Consider the following 17,931-nt stretch of genomic DNA (forward strand, 5'->3'; position numbering starts at 1 on the left):
ACTTCATGCCGGCTTCGGTACAGTGCTTGCACGCACAGGTGCCCATCATGCTCAACGCCCGTCTGCTTCGCCTGGATGACCAGACTCACCAGCACGCCCACGACTATCACCAGTTGGTGATGTCGCTTTCTGGGCGCGCGGAATTCGAGGTCAATGGCTCCGGCGGCGAAGTCTGCCGGATGCGCGCCTGTCTGGTGCCGGGCGATGCCGATCATGGCTTCGCCGGCATGGGCGACAACCGCATGCTGATCATCGATCTCGACGAGCAGGATGTCGGCACCGAGGACCCCGAGCTGCTGGCCCGGCTGTTCGAAGCGCCACGCTACCCGGCGCTGGATGCCGATTTCCAGAACCTGCTGGCCTACGCCGGTGCCGAGCTGGCGCGCTACGGCAGCGACCCGCTGCTGGCCCGGGCGCTGGGCGGCGTGCTGTTGCGGGCACTGCACCTGCGACTGTTCGGCGAGTCAGTGCAGCGTCCGGCCGGACCGCTCGATCTGCAGCGCCTCGACAGCCATATTCAGGACAACCTGGCGCGACGCATCACGGTCGCCGAGTTGGCCCAGGTGGCCTGCCTCAGCCCCAGCCACTTCCACGCCCAGTTCAAGGATTGCGTCGGCCTCACGCCGCACCAGTACCTGCTCAAGACCCGTCTCGATCGTGCCGCCCGCCTGCTGCGCGAAACGCCGCTGCCACTGGTGCGGATTGCCGAGGAGTGCGGTTTCTCCAGCCAGAGCGCATTGACCACGGCAACTCGCCGCTACCTCGGTCTGACTCCTCGCGGATTGCGCAAGTCCGACTCCTGAGCTTTCTTCTGATCGCCCTGTTTTCGGGCTCTTCAGCTACTTGGGGCATATTTCTGCGCCATCCTGGTGCGCTTTCATTGCCACCGCATTTCCGCGCCCGGCTTTCGTAGTTTTTCGTAAAACTTCCGTAGTTTTGCGCAAGAACGACGCGTCGTGCTGCCCCTACATTCCGTCTCCCGACTTGGCTCATTGTCTTGTGCTGCACCAACAGCCTGGCCGTGGACTAGACCTATAAGCAGACACAATCATAAGAGGAGCGGCGCATGTTCAAGGCCGGTCACGTGCTGGAAGGCGCCTTCGCCAACCAGAAAGCCGCGGAATTCTTTCCCGCCATCAGCGCCAACTACGCCGTTGACGAGGCGCAATATCTCACCGAACTGCTGCAGCTTGCCGATCCCGGTGAGGTGGGTATTGCCGGTATTCGCGAGCGAGCGCGCAGCCTGATCGAGGCGGTGCGCGGGCGTGACAATGCCGTCGATACCCTCGATGCGTTGCTGCGCCAGTACAGCCTGGACACCCAGGAAGGGCTGATGCTGATGTGCCTGGCCGAAGCGCTGCTGCGCGTGCCGGATGCCGCCACGGCTGACGCGCTGATTCGCGACAAGCTCAACGCCGCCGAATGGGAACGTCACCTCGGCCAGAGCGACAACGTGCTGGTCAACTTCGCCGCCTGGGGGCTGGTGATGACCGGCAAGGTGGTCGATCCGGAAAACGCCGATGGCAGCCCGAAGAACGTCATCGGCCGCCTGCTCAAGCGCTCCGGCGAGCCGGTGATCCGCAGCGCAATGAACCAGGCGATGAAGCTGATGGGCAAGCAGTTCGTGCTTGGCCGGACCATTTCCGAAGCGCTGAAGAACGGCCGTCCTCAGCGCGAGAAGGGCTACACCTATTCGTTCGACATGCTCGGTGAGGCGGCACTGACTGCCGAAGACGCCGCCAAATACATGGCCGACTACCGTCAGGCCGTGGAAACCGTCGGCGCCGAGCCGCAGGTCGGCAAGGGCCCGCGTCCGTCGGTATCGATCAAGTTGTCGGCGCTGCATCCGCGCTATGAAGTCGCCCAGCGCGAGCGCGTGCTCAGCGAGCTGTTCGGCAGTGTTCGTGAGTTGGCCGTGCTGGCCCGTCAGCGCAATGTCGGGATCACCATCGATGCGGAGGAGGCTGATCGCCTCGAGCTGTCGCTGGAATTGTACGAAAAGCTCCTGCGTGATCCGGCCATCGCCGGCTGGGGTGAGTTCGGCCTGGTCATCCAGGCTTATTCCAAACGCTGCCTGCCGGTGCTGGTCTGGTTGACCTTGCTCGGTCGCGAGCTTGGCGAGCGCATTCCGCTGCGGCTGGTAAAGGGCGCCTACTGGGACAGCGAGATCAAGCAGTGCCAGGTCCAGGGCCTGGATGGCTACCCCGTCTATACCCGCAAGGAAGGTACCGACACCTCCTACCTGGCCTGCGCGCGCTACTTGTTGTCCGAGCACACCCGTGGGGTGATCTACCCGCAGTTCGCCAGCCACAACGCACACACTGTCAGCTGCATCCTGGCCATGGCCGAGGAAACCTCACAGCCGCGCGAGTTCGAGTTCCAGCGCCTGCACGGCATGGGCGATGCCCTGTACGACACGGTGATCGAGAAGTACGCCCGCAACGTCCGGATCTACGCCCCGGTTGGCGCGCACAAGGACCTGCTGCCCTATCTGGTGCGTCGCCTGCTGGAGAACGGTGCCAACTCATCGTTCGTCCACCAGCTGGTCGACCCGCGCGTGCCGGTCGAATCGCTGATCGATCACCCGGTAACCCAGCTACGCAGATTCGCCGCACTGGGCAACCCGCGCATTCCGCTGCCGCCGGCGCTGTTCGGCAATCGCAAGAACTCCCAAGGGATCAACATGAATATCCAGAACCAATGGAACGACCTGGCCAGCGCCTACCAACCTTTCCTCGAGCGCCAGTGGCAGGCTGCGCCGGTCATCAGCGGGCAGAGGCTCGCCGGTACGCCGTCCGAGGTGCGTTGCCCCTATGACCTGAACAAGGTTGTCGGCCAGGCCCAGTTCGCCAGCGCCGAGCAGGCGCGCCAGTCCGTTGATCGCCTGGCAGCTTACTGGCCGACCTGGAATGCCACGCCGGTGGAGACCCGTGCCGCCGTGCTGGAGCGCCTCGGCGCTCTGCTGGAGCAGCACCGCGCCGAGCTGATGGCGCTGTGCACCGTGGAAGCCGGAAAGTCGCTGCAGGACGGTATCGACGAAGTGCGCGAGGCGGTGGATTTCTGCCGTTACTACGCGCAGCAGGCGCGGCAGAAGCTCGGCCGCGAAGAGCTGAAGGGCCCGACCGGCGAGCGCAACGAGCTGTTCCATGAAGGCCGCGGCGTGTTCGTCTGCGTCAGCCCGTGGAACTTCCCGCTGGCGATCTACCTCGGCCAGATCACCGCCGCGCTGGTTGCCGGCAACACCGTGCTGGCCAAGCCGGCCGAGCAGACCAGCCTCATCGCTGCGCGTGCGCTTGAATTGATGTTCGAAGCCGGCCTGCCGAAAGAGGCGATCGCCTTCCTTCCGGGCGACGGTGCCACCCTGGGTGGCGTGTTCTGTCGAGATCCGCGGGTGGTCGGCGTGTGCTTCACCGGTTCGACCGACACGGCGCGCATCATCAACCGCCAGCTGGCCGAGAAGGAAGGCCCGATCGCCACACTGATCGCCGAGACTGGCGGACAGAACGCGATGATCGTTGATTCCACCGCGTTGCCCGAACAGGTGATCAAGGATGCCGTCGGCTCCGCCTTCACCAGTGCCGGCCAGCGTTGTTCGGCCTTGCGCGTGCTCTACGTGCAGCGTGATATCGCCGACCGCGTGATCGAGCTGCTCAAGGGCGCCATGGCCGAGCTGAAGATTGGCCCGACCCATCTGCGCGAGAACGACATCGGTCCGGTGATCGACCAGGAAGCCCGCGAAGGCCTGCTGGCGCATATCCAGCAGCTCAAGAGCGAAGGGCGCCTGATCGCCGAGGCGACATTGCCGGCTGGCCTCAATGGTCATTTCGTGGCGCCGGTCGCCTTCGAGATCGACGGCATTCACCAGCTCAAGAAAGAGCAGTTCGGCCCGGTGCTGCACGTGGTGCGCTACGACGCGGCGGACCTGGAAAAGGTCGTCGCGGCGATCAACGGCACCGGCTACGGCCTGACCCTCGGCGTACACAGCCGTAACGAGGAAACCGCCGAACGCATCGAGCAACTGGCGCGGGTCGGCAACCTCTACGTCAATCGCAACCAGATTGGTGCCGTGGTCGGCGTGCAGCCGTTCGGCGGCTGTGGCCTGTCGGGCACCGGTCCGAAGGCGGGCGGCCCCAGCTATGTGCTGCGCTTCGCCAACGAGCGCACCACCTCCACCAACACCACAGCGGTGGGCGGCAACGCCTCGCTGCTATCGCTCGGAGACGACTGAACGCATTCACGCTGTACCACCGAGTGAATGGCCTTGGTCATTCACCTGGCGCATCACGCTAAACCTCCCGGCCGCTCAGGCGGCCGGAATACAACAACAATTGGACAGTTGGCGGACGCTCTTCCGCCACTGACGGGCCCGGGTTGGGTCTGTCACAGGTGATGGCCTTTTCGCTATCGCCCTCTGCCAAGGTGCAGCGTGGGTCCGCTCGCGTTGCGCCGAACAACAACTAACGAGGGACACACATGAGCATCAGTACACCCACGCTGATCACTTTTCTGATCTACATCGCGGCGATGATCCTGATCGGTTTCGTCGCTTACCGCGCCACCAAGAACTTCGACGACTACATCCTCGGCGGTCGCAGCCTCGGCAGCTTCGTCACTGCGCTGTCGGCCGGTGCCTCGGACATGAGCGGCTGGCTGCTGATGGGCCTGCCCGGTGCGATCTTCGTCGCCGGTCTGTCGGAAAGCTGGATCGCCATCGGCCTGATCGTCGGCGCCTGGCTGAACTGGCTATTCGTCGCCGGTCGCCTGCGCGTGCACACCGAGCACAACCACAACGCGCTGACGCTGCCGGACTACTTCTCGCACCGCTTCGAGGACGAGAGCCGCATGCTGCGGATCTTCTCTGCGCTGGTGATTCTGGTGTTCTTCACCATCTACTGCGCCTCGGGCGTGGTCGCTGGTGCACGTCTGTTCGAGAGCAGCTTCGGCGTGCCGTATGAGTACGCACTGTGGATCGGCGCCGCGGCGACCATCCTCTATGTGTTCATCGGTGGCTTTCTCGCTGTCAGTTGGACCGACACCGTGCAGGCGACGCTGATGATCTTCGCGCTGCTGATCACCCCGGTGTTCGTCATCCTGGCGCTGGGCGACATGGGTGCTGCGATGGACACCATTGCCACGCAGAATCCGGCGGCTTTCGACATGTTCAGCGGACTATCTTTCGTCGCGATCATCTCGTTGCTGGCCTGGGGCCTGGGCTACTTCGGCCAGCCGCATATCCTGGTGCGCTTCATGGCGGCGGACTCGATCAAGACCATTCCCAACGCCCGCCGCATCGGCATGGCCTGGATGATCATGACCCTTGCGGGCGCCGTGGCGGTGGGCTTCTTCGGTATCGCCTACTTCGCCGGGCACCCGGAACTGGCCGGGCCAGTCACCCAGAATGGTGAGCGTGTGTTCCTCGAACTGGTGAAGATCCTGTTCAACCCTTGGGTTGCCGGCATCATCCTATCCGGCGTGCTGGCGGCGGTGATGAGCACCCTCAGTGCGCAGCTCTTGGTCAGCTCCAGCGCGCTGACACAGGACTTCTACAAGGCCATGCTGCGCAAGAATGCGTCGCAGACCGAGCTGGTCTGGGTCGGCCGGGCAATGGTGCTGCTGATTGCGCTGATCGCCATCGGCATCGCTTCGAACCCGGAGAGCAAGGTGCTGGGCCTGGTGTCCTACGCCTGGGCCGGCTTTGGTGCCGCGTTTGGGCCGGTAGTGCTGATCTCGCTGCTGTGGAAGCGCATGACCCGCAACGGCGCGCTGGTAGGCATGCTGGTTGGTGCCGTCACCGTGGTGGTGTGGAAGGAGTTCATCGGCCTGGGCCTGTACGAAATCATTCCCGGGTTCATCCTCGCCAGCATCGCCATCTATGTCGTGAGCAAGATGGGCGCCGAGCCGGCCCCGACCATCATCAAGCGCTTCGAGGAAGCTGACGCGGATTATCACGCTGGTTGAGGGTGGCGCGCACGGCGGAGGGTGGGCCCAAGCCCACCCTACAAAAGCTGCTGCTTCAATGCCGAAGTCCGATGTAGGGTGGGCTTCAGCCCACCACATAACCGACGCTGATCGAAGAGCGACTCACGTAGTTGACGAGGGGGTAGGGCGTTGCTGATGTCTCTAGACAGCTGCGCCTGGGTCCTTGCCTGGCGTAACCGCCCATCCCAGATGCAAATCGAATCACTAAACCCCGGCTAGCCGGGGTTTTGTTTTTCTAGTCGTGGGATCAGTCGTCTGCCACTAGGTTGGACCGGTCGTCCACCGCACCTGCCGCGATCAGGTGTTCGGCTTCGTCTTCCGGCACGTGGATGCTGGTGCCGTCGATATTCATCACCGACATGCGTGCCTGGGGATCGGTGGTGATGCGGACGTCCATCAAGGCGCTGCGGTGCGTGTTGCCCTTGATAACCACAGCGCAGGTGCCGGTAGTGGTATCGATGTCTACGGTCATGATCTATCTCCCGAAGCGATGCAAAGCCGAGCGCGGGTCGCACGGCGTTTCCATTTCGACCACGTCGAAGGCCCTTCCGTTGTACTCATAGCCAGAAAAACAGTGTTAAACGTTACGATATAACATGTTAAGTTCTCGCCCCGCGAAGCTGGCACCGCTACCGGTTGCCGGCGCACAGCCGTCTTCGGTTGCCTCGCAAGGCAACCGCCACTGTCTGGAGAATCACATGAAACTGAAGCGTCACCCCCTGGCCTGGGCGATCAGCCTGGCCCTGGTTCCGGCTGCCTGGGCCGCCGAACCGGTCGAACTGCAATCCGTCGTGGTCAGCGCCAGCGGTCTGGGCAAGCAGAGCCATGAGATGACCACGCCGGCTGCCGTGATGGAGGGAGACGAACTGGTGCTGCGTCGTGAGGCGACGCTGGGCGAAACGCTGGAAAGCCTGCCCGGCGTACGCTCCAGCAGCTTCGGTGCCGGTGCGGCGCGTCCGGTGATTCGTGGACTTGACGGTGCGCGGGTCAAGGTGCTGAGTGATGGCGTGGAGTTGCTCGATGCTTCGACCATCAGCCCCGACCACGCGGTGACCAGCGAACCGCTACTGGCCGAGCGCATCGAGGTCCTCAAGGGCCCGGCAACCCTGCTCTACGGTGGCGGCGCCATCGGCGGTGTGGTCAACGTCATCGACAAGAAGATTCCCACCCGCGTGCCAGAGAAAGGCTACGAAGGCGAGCTGGAACTGCGCGCCAACAGCGTTGCCAACGAAGGGGCAGGGGTGTTCGGCATCACCGCCGGGAGCGGCAACTTCGCCGTACGTGCCGAAGGCACCAAGCGCCAGGCCGACCCGTATGAAATCCCCGGTTCGCCGAATAAGCAGGAAGGCTCCTACAACGACACCGACAGCTTCAATCTCGGCGCCAGCTTTATCGGCGAGCGCGGTTACATCGGCGCCGCCTACGGTGAGCAGAACAACCGCTACGGGCTGCTGGCCCATGAGCACGCCGATTGCCACACCCACGGCAGCGACTGGCACTGCGGTGGCCATGATGATCACGACGATGACGACGACCATGATCATGACGAGCATGGCAGCGTGCCTTATGTCGACATGCGCCAGAAGCGCTGGGATCTGCGTGGCGAGCTGAGCGATCCGCTGCCGGGCTTCGAGCTGGCGCGGCTGCGCATCGGCCACAGCGACTATCAGCACAAGGAAATCGAAGGCGGTGAAGTGGGCACCCGCTTCAACAATGACGCCACCGACGCCCGCCTGGAACTGACCCATCAGCCGCTGTTCGGCTGGCGCGGCGTGCTCGGCGCACAGACCCTGCGGCGTGACTTCGAAGCCCTCGGCGAGGAGGCCTACGTGCCGCAGACGCTGACGCGCAATCACGGCCTGTTCCTGCTCGAGGAATATACCGCCGGCGCCTGGCGCTATGAACTCGGCCTGCGTCACGAATGGCAGGACATCGATGCCGATGGCCGCCCGGATACCGATCACAGCGGCACCTCGATGTCCGCCGGTGCGGTCTGGACCTTCGCTCCGCAGTACTCGTTGGGCTTCTCGCTGACGCGCTCGCAACGCCTGCCCAGCGCCGAAGAGCTTTACGCCAACGGCCCGCATGCCGCGACCCGCACCGTCGAGCTGGGTAATGTCGACCTGGAGGAGGAAACCTCGCATAACGCCGAGATCACCCTGCGCAAGTTCGCCGGCCGCACGACCTTCAGCCTGAGCGTCTTCCGCAACGAGGTGGATGACTTCATTTATGCCGCTGATACCGGCAACGATATCGGCGGCGGCTACCGCGAGATCGAGTACCGCCAGCAGGACGCCGTGCTCACCGGGGCGGAAGGGGAGGTGCGCTTCCAGGCGACTGACGCTACCGCCTTCACCCTGTTCGGTGATCACGTGCGCGGCAAGTTGCGCGACGGCGGCGGCGACCTGCCGCGTATTCCCGCCGATCGATTGGGTGTGCGGGTGGACCAGAGCTTCACTCCGGCGCTCAACGGCCAGCTGGAGTTCTATCGCGTGCAGCGCCAGGACGAGCTGGCCGATTACGAAAGCGAGACCGGCGGCTACAACATGCTCGGTGCCAGCCTCGGTTACAGCGGCTCGCTGAACCAGACCGATTACCTGCTCTACCTCAAGGCTAACAACCTGCTGGACGAGAAGGCCCGTCAGCACACCTCGTTCATCAAGGATGAGGTGCTGCTGCCTGGGCGCAACCTGACCGTGGGCGTGCGCCTGGCGTTCTAAGGCGAGCAAGTCTCCTGCAGCAACCTTGAGGACCGGCAGCTACTGTCGGCCCTCGTTCGTTAAGGAAGGCGGTCTGGCACGCAGAACCTCACGGTCACGCGCAAGTACGCGGATGACGCGCTATCCTTGCGCCCCTCGATTGTTCCGTTGCGGGTGCCGGTCGTTGTCCGCGCTGGCGATGGAACGTCAGGACCAACAAGGAAAACAAGTCCCATGAACGTCAGCACACCCACTCTGATCACTTTCGTGGTCTACATCGCGGCGATGATCCTGATCGGCTTCATCGCCTACCGCGCCACCAAGAACTTCTCCGACTACATCCTCGGCGGCCGCAGTCTCGGCAGCTTCGTCACCGCGCTATCGGCCGGCGCCTCGGACATGAGCGGCTGGCTGCTGATGGGCCTTCCCGGCGCGATCTTCGTCGCCGGCCTGTCGGAAAGCTGGATCGCCATTGGCCTGATCGTCGGCGCCTGGCTGAACTGGCTGTTTGTCGCCGGGCGTCTGCGCGTGCACACCGAGCACAACCACAACGCCCTGACCCTGCCGGATTACTTCTCCCATCGTTTCGAAGACGAGAGCCGCATGCTGCGGATCTTCTCTGCGCTGGTGATTCTTGTGTTCTTCACCATCTACTGCGCGTCAGGCGTGGTGGCCGGTGCGCGACTGTTCGAGTCCACCTTTGGCATGCCCTACGAGTACGCACTGTGGGTCGGCGCGGCGGCGACCATCCTCTATGTGTTCATCGGCGGCTTCCTGGCGGTGAGCTGGACTGACACCGTACAGGCCACGCTGATGATCTTTGCGCTGCTGATCACCCCGGTGTTCGTCATTCTCGCCCTCGGCGACATGGGCACCGCGATGGCCACTATCGAAGCGCAGAACCCGGCCAACTTCGACATGTTCCGCGGGCTGTCCTTCGTCGCCATCATTTCGCTGCTGGCGTGGGGCCTGGGCTATTTCGGCCAGCCGCACATTCTGGTGCGTTTCATGGCCGCCGACTCGATCAAGACCATCCCCAACGCCCGCCGCATCGGCATGACCTGGATGATCCTGACGCTGGCCGGCGCGGTCGCGGTGGGCTTTCTCGGCATCGCCTACTTCGCTGACCATCCGGAGCAGGCAGGTGCGGTTAGCCAGAACGGCGAGCGGGTGTTCATGGAGCTGGTGAAGATCCTGTTCAACCCGTGGGTGGCCGGCATCATCCTTTCTGGCGTGCTGGCAGCGGTGATGAGTACCCTCAGTGCGCAGCTCTTGGTCAGCTCCAGCGCGCTGACGCAGGACTTCTACAAGGCCATGCTGCGCAAGAATGCTTCGCAGACCGAACTGGTCTGGGTCGGCCGCGGCATGGTGCTGTTGATCGCCCTGATCGCCATCGGCATCGCCTCCAACCCGGAGAGCAAGGTCCTGGGTCTGGTGTCCTACGCTTGGGCCGGCTTTGGTGCCGCGTTTGGGCCGGTGGTGCTGATCTCGCTGCTGTGGAAACGCATGACCCGTAACGGCGCACTGGTCGGCATGCTGGTCGGTGCGGTCACGGTGGTGGTGTGGAAGGAATTCATCGGCCTGGGCCTGTACGAAATCATCCCCGGTTTCATCTTCGCCAGCATTGCCATCTATGTTGTGAGCAAGATGGGCGCCGAACCGGCGCCGACAATCGTCAAGCGCTTCGAAGAAGCGGACGCCGATTACCACGCTGGTTGATGAGGGTAGCGCGCAGGTTGAGCGCACGGCTTAGCCTGCGCCTTGTTTGCAATCAATGATGCCCAAAGCCCGTGCCATGGTGGGCGCAATACCGAGCCGGTGGTGGGCTAAAGCCAGCTCTACAGATGCGCCGCGCGTTGCGTATTCACCGTAGGGTGGGCTTCAGCCCACCTTCCTGCCTGATGATTCAGCACGTGCGGCGCTCTCACTCCGGGCTCTAGTCCACCCCCTCAATTCATCACTTCCGACAAATCAATCCGTCGCCAGCGCGCCTCGGCGAAGCTGTACGCCGCGAACGCGAGCATCCCAATGCCGATTGCCAGGAGTAGTACACCGCCTGCGGGCATTCCCTGTAGCGCTTCGAGCGCCTCCTTGAGGCCGGGTGGATCGGTGGGCTCATAGCGGCTGCCACCCATGAATAGCAGCCCGGCGATGATCAAAAACGAACAACCGCGTGCAGCCAGACCGACGCGGGAGATGGGACGGACCAGACGCATGGTGCCGTCATCGCATTGGAAGTAGCGCTCGAAATGCGCGCGCCAGGCTTTGATCAGGTGTGCAACGCCGACCCCAAGCGGAACCAGTGCAATTGCCCATATCAACCAGTGAGAGTGCTTGAGGCCGAGGATACGCATCAGGCTGTCGGTGCTTTCACCACCCGATCCGCCACCACCCTCGGAGAAGCGGTCCAAGCCGCTTACCAGCAGGCTCAGCGTGAATAGGGCGAGCAACAGGTTGACCACGCCGCTACTTACCAGCCCGGTGCGAATCAGCAGGCCTTTGGCATCGTGGCCATGCTGATCGGTATCGCCAATACCCTGGGTCAGTCGCCAGGCCACATGCGCAAGCAGGCCGATCACCACAAGCCACAGGAGTATCGCTCCGAACGGTTGGCCGAGCAGTTGCTGCACTGCACCCCGGGTATCCACCGTTTCACCGGAGCCAAGCCCGGCCATGATGGCGAAAAAGCCGACGATCACGTACACCACGCCCCGTGCCGCATAGCCACTACGTGCCAGCGAGACCACTCCGCGGGTTACATTCATCCACCATTCTCCATTGGGTCATGAGTGCGTTACCGCTTGTGCGGTCTGTTTCAGTAGACGCGCTCTGTCCGACTCGGTTCGGCCTAGGAAGGCTAAGACGGCCGAGATAAGACTCTCGGAAATTCGCTCATGGGGACTCATCAGAGGGATAGTGGTGGCGATTACCGGTCGAGGTGTCGATAATCGCCCAGTCACCAACATTCTTGGGTTTCCAGCCATGACCGATGGCCCGCGCGTTCTTCAGCCGACGATGGCGCCCCCCATCGTTGCGTCGCCCGCCAAGCGCATCGAGGCGCTGACCGGCGACCCCAACTTCATGACTTCGCTGGCGCGCGGGTTGGCCGTGATTCACGCTTTCCAGGAGCGCAAGCGCCACCTGACCATTGCGCAGATCAGCCACCGCACCGAAATACCTCGCGCCGCGGTGCGCCGTTGCCTGCATACCCTGATGAAACTCGGCTACGTCACCACCGACGGACGCACCTATTCGCTGCTGCCCAAGGTACTGACCCTTGGCCACGCCTATCTGTCGTCCACGCCGTTGGCAGTCACCGCGCAACCGATTCTCGACCGCCTCAGCGAGCAGCTTCACGAGGCCTGTTCGATGGCGACACTGGAGGGTGACGAGGTGCTCTACGTGGCGCGCTCGGCCACGCCACAGCGATTGATTTCGGTGGACCTGTCGGTGGGCAGTCGGCTGCCGGCGTATTGCACGTCGATGGGCCGCATCCTGCTGGCGGCGCTGGATGACGCGGCGCTCGACGACTACCTGGGGCGAGCCGACCTGCAGGTAAAAACCAGCCGCACCTTGCACAGCCCGGAGGCGCTGCGCGAGAACATCGCCGAGATTCGCCTGCAGGGTTGGGTCATCATCGATCAGGAACTGGAAATGGGCCTGCGTTCGTTGGCCGTTCCACTGAAGGATTCCGCTGGGCAGGTGCTGGCTGCGCTGAATGTCGGCACCCACGCCGGCCGCGTCTCGCGTCAGGAGCTGGAAACCCGATTCCTGCCCGTGCTGCTGGAAGCAAGCCGCGAACTGAGCACGCGACTGTTCCATTGATCGGCCGCCGGCAGCTACGGTGCTCTGGGTCGCCTCGCGCGCTGAGGTCGGCGTCGTTTCGTCGCGCACCAGTGTCCTAATGTTGTTCGATTATCGAACAATAAGTCGATTATCGGATTGTTTGGCTGGGGATGGACCGTTAACGTTTTCACAACGCAATCGGCGTCTGAAAACAACACGAGATCCGACTCATGGCTGAACTCCTCTCGCTCCGCGAAGCCGTCGAGCGCTTTGTCCAGGATGGCGACACCGTCGCCCTGGAAGGCTTTACCCATCTGATTCCCACCGCAGCTGCCCATGAAATCGTGCGCCAAGGGCGCAAGGACCTGACCCTGGTGCGCATGACACCGGACCTTGTCTACGACCTGCTGATCGGTGCCGGTTGCGCGAAGAAGCTGATCTTCTCCTGGGGCGGCAATCCCGGCGTCGGCTCGCTGCATCGTCTGCGCGATGCGGTGGAGAAGGGCTGGCCGCAGCCGCTGGAGATCGAGGAACACAGCCATGCCGACCTCGCCAACGCCTATGTCGCCGGCGCCTCAGGTCTGCCGTTTGCGGTGTTGCGTGCTTACGCCGGCTCCGACCTGCCCAAGGTCAATCCGCTGATCAAGTCGGTCACCTGCCCGTTCACCGGGGAAGTGCTGGCGGCCGTGCCCAGCGTGCGTCCTGACGTCACCGTGATCCACGCACAGAGGGCCGATCGCAGGGGCAACGTGCTGATTCAGGGCATCCTCGGCGTGCAGAAGGAGGCAGCCCTGGCGGCCAAGCGCTGCATTGTCACCGTCGAAGAGATCGTCGATGACCTTCAGGCGCCGATGAACGCCTGCGTGCTGCCGTCCTGGGCCCTGAGCGCAGTGTGCCTGGTGCCGGGTGGTGCGCACCCGTCCTACGCGCATGGCTACTACGAGCGCGACAACCGCTTCTACCAGGCCTGGGACCCGATCGCTCGTGACCGCGAAGCGTTCAGCGCCTGGATCGACACCTACATTCGCGGCACCGCCGACTTTGCCGCCTATCGCGCGAAGATCGTCCAGCAGGAGGCCAACTGATGAGCGCTTACAGCACAAACGAAATGATGACTGTCGCAGCGGCCCGCCGGTTGGGCAATGGCAGTGTCTGCTTCGTCGGCATCGGCCTGCCATCCAAAGCCGCCAACCTGGCCCGCCTGACCCACGCACCGGAAGTGGTGCTGATCTACGAATCCGGCCCAATTGGCGCCAAGCCTTCGGTGCTGCCGCTTTCCATCGGTGACGGCGAGCTGGCCGAAACTGCCGACACGGTGGTGCCGACTGGCGAAATTTTCCGCTACTGGCTGCAGGGCGGGCGTATCGACGTCGGCTTTCTCGGCGCCGCGCAGGTGGACAAGTACGGAAACATCAACACCACCGTGATCGGTGACTACCACCAGCCCAAGGTGCGCCTGCCAGGCGCCGGCGGCGCACCGGAGATCGCCGGTAGCGCCAAGCAAGTCCTGATCATCCTCAAGCAGTCGCTTCGCACCTTCGTCGACAAGTTGGCTTTCATCACCTCGGTCGGCTTCGGTGAGGGCGGCGATCACCGCAAGCAGTTGGGCCTCCCTGGCAAGGGCCCGATGGCGATCATTACCGATCTGTGCATCATGGAACCGGAAGAAGGCACCAACGAATTCATCGTCACCGCGCTGCATCCGGGCGTGACCCGCGAGCAGGTGGTGGCGAACACAGGCTGGGCAATCCGCTTCGCCGAAACGCTTGGCACTACCGAAGCGCCTCGCGCAGATGAGCTGCAAGCGCTGCGCGCGCTGGAGGCCAGAACCGCTGCCGCTCATGGCCAGCAAGGGGGAGAGGAATGACTCGCGACGTATACATCTGCGACGCCGTACGCACACCGATCGGCCGCTTCGGCGGTGCGTTGGCGATCGTACGCGCTGACGACCTGGCTGCGATCCCGTTGCGGGCGCTGCTGGAGCGTAATCCGCAGCTCGATCCTGCGGCTATTGATGAAGTGTTCATGGGCAGCGCCAACCAGGCTGGGGAGGACAACCGCAATGTTGCGCGCATGGCCGCGCTGCTCGCCGGCCTGCCGGACACGGTACCGGGCGTGACCCTCAACCGCCTGTGCGCTTCGGGAATGGATGCCGTGGGCACCGCGTTTCGTGCTATCGCCTGCGGTGAAATGGAGCTGGCGATTGCCGGCGGTGTCGAGTCCATGTCCCGCGCGCCCTATGTGATGGGCAAGGCCGATACGGCGTTCGGTCGTACTCAGAAGATCGAGGACACCACCATCGGCTGGCGCTTTATCAATCCGAAGATGAAGGAAATGTATGGCGTGGATGCCATGCCGCAGACCGCCGACAACGTCGCCGATGAGTGGCAGATCAGCCGCTCCGATCAGGATGCTTTCGCTCTGCGTAGCCAGCAGCGAGCGGCGGTAGCGCAACAGAGCGGGTTCTTTGCCGAAGAAATCGTTCCGGTGGTGATTAAGGGAAAGAAAGGCGAAACGGTAGTCGATACCGACGAGCACCCGCGCGCCGATACAACGGCCGAGGCGCTGGCCAAGCTCAAGCCGGTCAACGGCCCTGACAAGACCGTCACCGCCGGCAACGCCTCGGGCGTCAATGACGGCGCGGCAGCGATGATCCTCGCCAGCGCCGAAGCGGTGCAGAAGTACGGCCTAAAGCCCCGCGCCAAGGTGCTTGGCATGGCCAGCGCCGGCGTCGCACCGCGCATTATGGGGTATGGCCCCGTGCCGGCGGTGCGCAAACTGTGCGAACGCCTGAATGTTGCGGTAAGCGATTTCGACGTAGTAGAGCTCAACGAAGCCTTCGCCGCGCAGGGCCTGGCCGTGACTCGCGATCTCGGCCTGCCGGATGACAGTCCTATGGTGAATCCCAACGGCGGCGCCATCGCCTTGGGACATCCGCTTGGCATGAGCGGCGCTCGACTGGTGTTGACGACTGTTCACCAGCTGGAGAAAACCGGCGGCCGTCTCGGTCTAGCGACCATGTGCGTCGGCGTAGGGCAGGGCCTGGCAATAGTGGTGGAAAGGATCTGATTCGGTCCCATCACTGAACCGTAGGGTGGGCTTCAACCCACCACTGGCTTACCACCCGGGCGTAAACGGCTGGCGAACTGCCAAGGTCCGGCTACGTTTCGAACTGCAAAGGGCGCTGTTGTAAGCCGAAAAGTCGCGCTGAGCTGTGCCGGCCTTTAACTTGAGCCATGCGCGCCGCAGAAACGAACGCGCCATGGCCGACGCCATTCCCTCAACGAACGAGGATGACCATGCCAACCGTGAAACTGGCTGATACCTGCCTGAACTACCGATTTGACGGCGCGGATAACGCGCCTGTGCTGGTGCTGTCCAACTCTCTGGGTACCAGCCTGGGCATGTGGGACGAGCAGATTCCCGCATTTTCAGAGCATTTTCGAGTGCTACGCTACGATACGCGCGGCCACGGCGAGTCGAGCGTCACCGAGGCGCCCTACAGTATCGAGCGGCTGGGAAGGGATGTGCTGGCCCTGCTCGATGCACTGGGCATCGAGCGCTTCTCCTTCTGCGGCCTGTCCATGGGCGGGCTGATTGGCCAGTGGCTCGGAATCAATGCCAGCGACCGGCTGCAGGGGCTGGTGCTGTGTAACACTGGGGCGAAGATTGGCAGCGATCAAGTCTGGAACGAGCGTATCGAAACTGTCCTAAAGGGCCAGCAACAGGCCATGGCCGAGATGCGCGACGCGGCCATCAGTCGCTGGTTCACCCCAGCCTTCAGCCAGCGTGAGCCTCAAGCCGCCACCCGTATCGCCGACATGATCGCCGCCACCTCACCAGAAGGCTACGCCGCCAACTGCGCTGCCGTGCGCGATGCTGACTTCCGCGAAAAACTTGGCACAATCAAAGCCCCGACCCTGGTGGTGTGCGGCGGTCAGGACCCGGTCACGACCATAGAACACGGCGAGTTCGTACAGCAACGCATCGCTGACGCGCAATTGGTGGTGTTCGAAGCCGCGCATTTGTCGAATGTCGAGGCAGGCGAAAACTTCACCCGCGGCGTTCTAGCGTTCCTTCGTAGCCAAGCGTGACCGGTGCAAAAGCCACATTGGCCGAAGCCTCTAACCCAACCGCGAATCGAGCGTGGTCCACTCTAGTGCTCTCTTCGGCAGGGTGGGCTTCAGCCCACCACGCTCTTTTGGTGCGCACACATTGCCCCGCCGCCACTTCCTACTAGCAATCGAAAGGCAATAATCCGTGGTGGCAACCACATGCATACGCGGATTTTTGGAAACGGGCTGTCATATCCCCAGAAACGAAAAAGCCCTGTAAAAACAGGGCCTTAACGTTAGGTGTCTGGAGCGGGCGAAGGGAATCGAACCCTCGTCATGAGCTTGGGAAGCTCAGGTAATACCATTATACGACGCCCGCTTTGGGGTGCCTTTGTACCAGAAGGCTTGGCTGAAATGAAGGGCGACTCCGGGTTTTTCTGGCTGGCGACCTAAAACGGCCTAGATCTGCGCGATCTCGTGGTCAGTCAGCGATCTGTAGCGACCCGGCTCAAGTGCTGGGTCCAGCATCAGGGGACCCATGCTTTCGCGGTGCAGGGCGGTGACCTTGTTGTTGAAGCGACCGAACATGCGCTTGACCTGGTGGTAGCGACCCTCGTGCAGGGTGAGGCGGGCCTTGGTTGAACCGAGTATTACGAGTTCGGCGGGAAGGGTAGTGAGGTTCTCGAAGCGAAAGTACATGCCTCGAGCAAACGCTTCGACGCAGGCGGGGTCAATTTCGTCTTCGGTTTCAACCAGGTAGACCTTGCCTTGCAGGCTGGCCGGCTGGGTCAGGCGGCGTGACCACTGACCGTCGTTGGTCAGCAGCATCAGGCCGGTGGTGTTGAAGTCGAGGCGGCCGGCGATGTGCAGGTCTTGCTTATCCGGCTCGTCGATCAGGTCGAGCACGGTCTGGTGTGTCGCGTCCTGGGTAGCGCTGACACAGCCTGTCGGTTTGTGCAGCATCAGGTAGCGCGCCACCTTCCCCGCTTGCAGCAATTCTTCATCCAGCTCGATTCGGTCAAATACGCGGATTTCCTGATCCATGATTTGGCTGACTTCGCCATTCACTTGCACTCGGCCGTCGACCAGCAGGCGGCGAACGTCCTGACGGCTTAGGCGTGCGCGATTGGCGAGGTAGCGGTCAAGGCGCATCTGGAGGAGCGGTTTGGCTGTGAGCGCAGCGCGGGCAAATACAGGCCTGATTTCGGAGCGTGGCAGGAATGCGCTCGAGCACGTGCTCAGGAATGGGGGTGGTGAAGCACCAGCAGGGCTGGACGGCGGCAGGGGCGCACTCGCCGCACTGGTTGGGCTGACCGCAAAGCGGGCATCGGGAAGGTTCTACAGGCTCGCTCATGGCGTTTCCGTTAAGCGTCGGGGTGCGTGCCGGTCGAGAGCCCGGCACGCGAAAGCCG

General features: G+C 63.1%; 14 protein-coding genes and 1 tRNA gene. 10 read left to right on the top strand and 5 right to left on the bottom strand.

All coding sequences use genetic code 11. From position 1 onward, the window contains the following. The first annotated feature begins 47 nt into the window (after positions 1-47). From AAEZ08_RS05585 to putP (AAEZ08_RS05595), 3 genes are all read left to right on the top strand, one after another. Positions 48-803 (top strand): AraC family transcriptional regulator, encoded by a 756-nt coding sequence (locus AAEZ08_RS05585; protein WP_058063970.1) that lies wholly within the window; start codon positions 48-50, stop codon positions 801-803. 263 nt (positions 804-1,066) lie between these two features. Then, positions 1,067-4,228 carry a bifunctional proline dehydrogenase/L-glutamate gamma-semialdehyde dehydrogenase PutA gene (gene putA / locus AAEZ08_RS05590; RefSeq protein ID WP_500123883.1) on the top strand — a complete coding sequence of 1,054 codons (3,162 nt, stop codon included), beginning with the start codon at positions 1,067-1,069 and terminating at the stop codon, positions 4,226-4,228. Between the two features lie 245 nt (positions 4,229-4,473). After that, the gene (putP, locus tag AAEZ08_RS05595; protein ID WP_003282152.1) at positions 4,474-5,958 is read left to right on the top strand and encodes a sodium/proline symporter PutP; all 1,485 of its coding nucleotides are present in this window, start codon (positions 4,474-4,476) and stop codon (positions 5,956-5,958) included. A 268-nt stretch (positions 5,959-6,226) separates the two neighbouring features. Here the strand turns inward: putP (AAEZ08_RS05595) and AAEZ08_RS05600 are convergent, their stop codons facing one another. Beyond that, positions 6,227-6,451: a DUF3203 family protein gene (locus AAEZ08_RS05600; protein ID WP_003282154.1), complete on the bottom strand. Its 225-nt coding sequence runs from the start codon at positions 6,449-6,451 to the stop codon at positions 6,227-6,229. Positions 6,452-6,677: 226 nt separating this feature from the next. Here AAEZ08_RS05600 and AAEZ08_RS05605 point away from each other — a divergent pair, with 226 nt between their 5' ends. Beyond that, positions 6,678-8,699, top strand: coding sequence for a TonB-dependent receptor (locus AAEZ08_RS05605; protein ID WP_003282156.1), 2,022 nt, complete (start codon positions 6,678-6,680; stop codon positions 8,697-8,699). 213 nt (positions 8,700-8,912) lie between these two features. Continuing rightward, positions 8,913-10,397, top strand: a complete 1,485-nt coding sequence (gene putP, locus AAEZ08_RS05610; RefSeq protein WP_003282158.1) for a sodium/proline symporter PutP — start codon at positions 8,913-8,915, stop codon at positions 10,395-10,397. A gap of 230 nt (positions 10,398-10,627) precedes the next feature. Here the strand turns inward: putP (AAEZ08_RS05610) and AAEZ08_RS05615 are convergent, their stop codons facing one another. Further along, complete coding sequence (locus AAEZ08_RS05615) at positions 10,628-11,443, bottom strand: DUF1206 domain-containing protein (RefSeq protein WP_102821230.1); 816 nt, start codon at positions 11,441-11,443, stop codon at positions 10,628-10,630. Between the two features lie 217 nt (positions 11,444-11,660). Here AAEZ08_RS05615 and AAEZ08_RS05620 point away from each other — a divergent pair, with 217 nt between their 5' ends. The 5 genes from AAEZ08_RS05620 to pcaD all read left to right on the top strand — a co-directional run bounded on the left by AAEZ08_RS05620 (position 11,661) and on the right by pcaD (position 16,558). Then, entirely contained in the window at positions 11,661-12,503 is an 843-nt protein-coding gene (locus AAEZ08_RS05620; RefSeq protein ID WP_058064072.1) for an IclR family transcriptional regulator domain-containing protein, read from the top strand. Positions 12,504-12,694: 191 nt separating this feature from the next. Continuing rightward, on the top strand, positions 12,695-13,549 hold the full coding sequence (locus AAEZ08_RS05625) for a CoA transferase subunit A (RefSeq protein ID WP_500123884.1): 855 nt from the start codon (positions 12,695-12,697) through the stop codon (positions 13,547-13,549). After that, positions 13,549-14,331, top strand: a complete 783-nt coding sequence (locus AAEZ08_RS05630) for a CoA-transferase subunit beta (RefSeq protein ID WP_500123885.1) — start codon at positions 13,549-13,551, stop codon at positions 14,329-14,331. The genes AAEZ08_RS05625 and AAEZ08_RS05630 overlap by 1 nt, the downstream gene beginning before the upstream one ends. After that, positions 14,328-15,533 (top strand): 3-oxoadipyl-CoA thiolase, encoded by a 1,206-nt coding sequence (pcaF, locus tag AAEZ08_RS05635; protein WP_102821232.1) that lies wholly within the window; start codon positions 14,328-14,330, stop codon positions 15,531-15,533. The genes AAEZ08_RS05630 and pcaF overlap by 4 nt, the downstream gene beginning before the upstream one ends. A 230-nt stretch (positions 15,534-15,763) precedes the next feature. Continuing rightward, positions 15,764-16,558, top strand: a complete 795-nt coding sequence (gene pcaD / locus AAEZ08_RS05640) for a 3-oxoadipate enol-lactonase (RefSeq protein WP_181066154.1) — start codon at positions 15,764-15,766, stop codon at positions 16,556-16,558. Positions 16,559-16,824: 266 nt separating this feature from the next. On the opposite strand, the gene AAEZ08_RS05645 is transcribed toward pcaD, so the two are convergent. The 3 genes from AAEZ08_RS05645 to AAEZ08_RS05655 form a co-directional block, all read right to left on the bottom strand. Next, positions 16,825-16,898, bottom strand: a tRNA-Gly gene (locus AAEZ08_RS05645). 80 nt (positions 16,899-16,978) lie between these two features. Continuing rightward, the gene (locus AAEZ08_RS05650) at positions 16,979-17,671 is read right to left on the bottom strand and encodes a pseudouridine synthase (protein WP_500123886.1); all 693 of its coding nucleotides are present in this window, start codon (positions 17,669-17,671) and stop codon (positions 16,979-16,981) included. Next, positions 17,661-17,873 carry a cysteine-rich CWC family protein gene (locus AAEZ08_RS05655; RefSeq protein ID WP_500123887.1) on the bottom strand — a complete coding sequence of 71 codons (213 nt, stop codon included), beginning with the start codon at positions 17,871-17,873 and terminating at the stop codon, positions 17,661-17,663. Before AAEZ08_RS05655 ends, AAEZ08_RS05650 begins: the two co-directional genes overlap by 11 nt. Positions 17,874-17,931 lie beyond the last annotated feature (58 nt).

It is taken from the genome of Pseudomonas sp. E45-MNA-CIBAN-0222, assembly GCF_040310405.1.
GTDB lineage: Bacteria > Pseudomonadota > Gammaproteobacteria > Pseudomonadales > Pseudomonadaceae > Stutzerimonas > Stutzerimonas stutzeri_AC.

Bases quoted from the DNA above. Each gene is read 5' to 3' on its own strand.
- AAEZ08_RS05600 (WP_003282154.1), bottom strand. From the start codon at position 6,451: ATGACCGTAGACATCGATACCACTACCGGCACCTGCGCTGTGGTTATC.
- AAEZ08_RS05625 (WP_500123884.1), top strand. From the start codon at position 12,695: ATGGCTGAACTCCTCTCGCTCCGCGAAGCCGTCGAGCGCTTTGTCCAG.
- putP (WP_003282158.1), top strand. From the start codon at position 8,913: ATGAACGTCAGCACACCCACTCTGATCACTTTCGTGGTCTACATCGCG.
- putA (WP_500123883.1), top strand. From the start codon at position 1,067: ATGTTCAAGGCCGGTCACGTGCTGGAAGGCGCCTTCGCCAACCAGAAA.
- AAEZ08_RS05650 (WP_500123886.1), bottom strand. From the start codon at position 17,671: ATGCGCCTTGACCGCTACCTCGCCAATCGCGCACGCCTAAGCCGTCAG.
- AAEZ08_RS05655 (WP_500123887.1), bottom strand. From the start codon at position 17,873: ATGAGCGAGCCTGTAGAACCTTCCCGATGCCCGCTTTGCGGTCAGCCC.
- pcaF (WP_102821232.1), top strand. From the start codon at position 14,328: ATGACTCGCGACGTATACATCTGCGACGCCGTACGCACACCGATCGGC.
- putP (WP_003282152.1), top strand. From the start codon at position 4,474: ATGAGCATCAGTACACCCACGCTGATCACTTTTCTGATCTACATCGCG.
- pcaD (WP_181066154.1), top strand. From the start codon at position 15,764: ATGCCAACCGTGAAACTGGCTGATACCTGCCTGAACTACCGATTTGAC.
- AAEZ08_RS05620 (WP_058064072.1), top strand. From the start codon at position 11,661: ATGACCGATGGCCCGCGCGTTCTTCAGCCGACGATGGCGCCCCCCATC.
- AAEZ08_RS05615 (WP_102821230.1), bottom strand. From the start codon at position 11,443: ATGAATGTAACCCGCGGAGTGGTCTCGCTGGCACGTAGTGGCTATGCG.
- AAEZ08_RS05605 (WP_003282156.1), top strand. From the start codon at position 6,678: ATGAAACTGAAGCGTCACCCCCTGGCCTGGGCGATCAGCCTGGCCCTG.
- AAEZ08_RS05585 (WP_058063970.1), top strand. From the start codon at position 48: ATGCTCAACGCCCGTCTGCTTCGCCTGGATGACCAGACTCACCAGCAC.
- AAEZ08_RS05630 (WP_500123885.1), top strand. From the start codon at position 13,549: ATGAGCGCTTACAGCACAAACGAAATGATGACTGTCGCAGCGGCCCGC.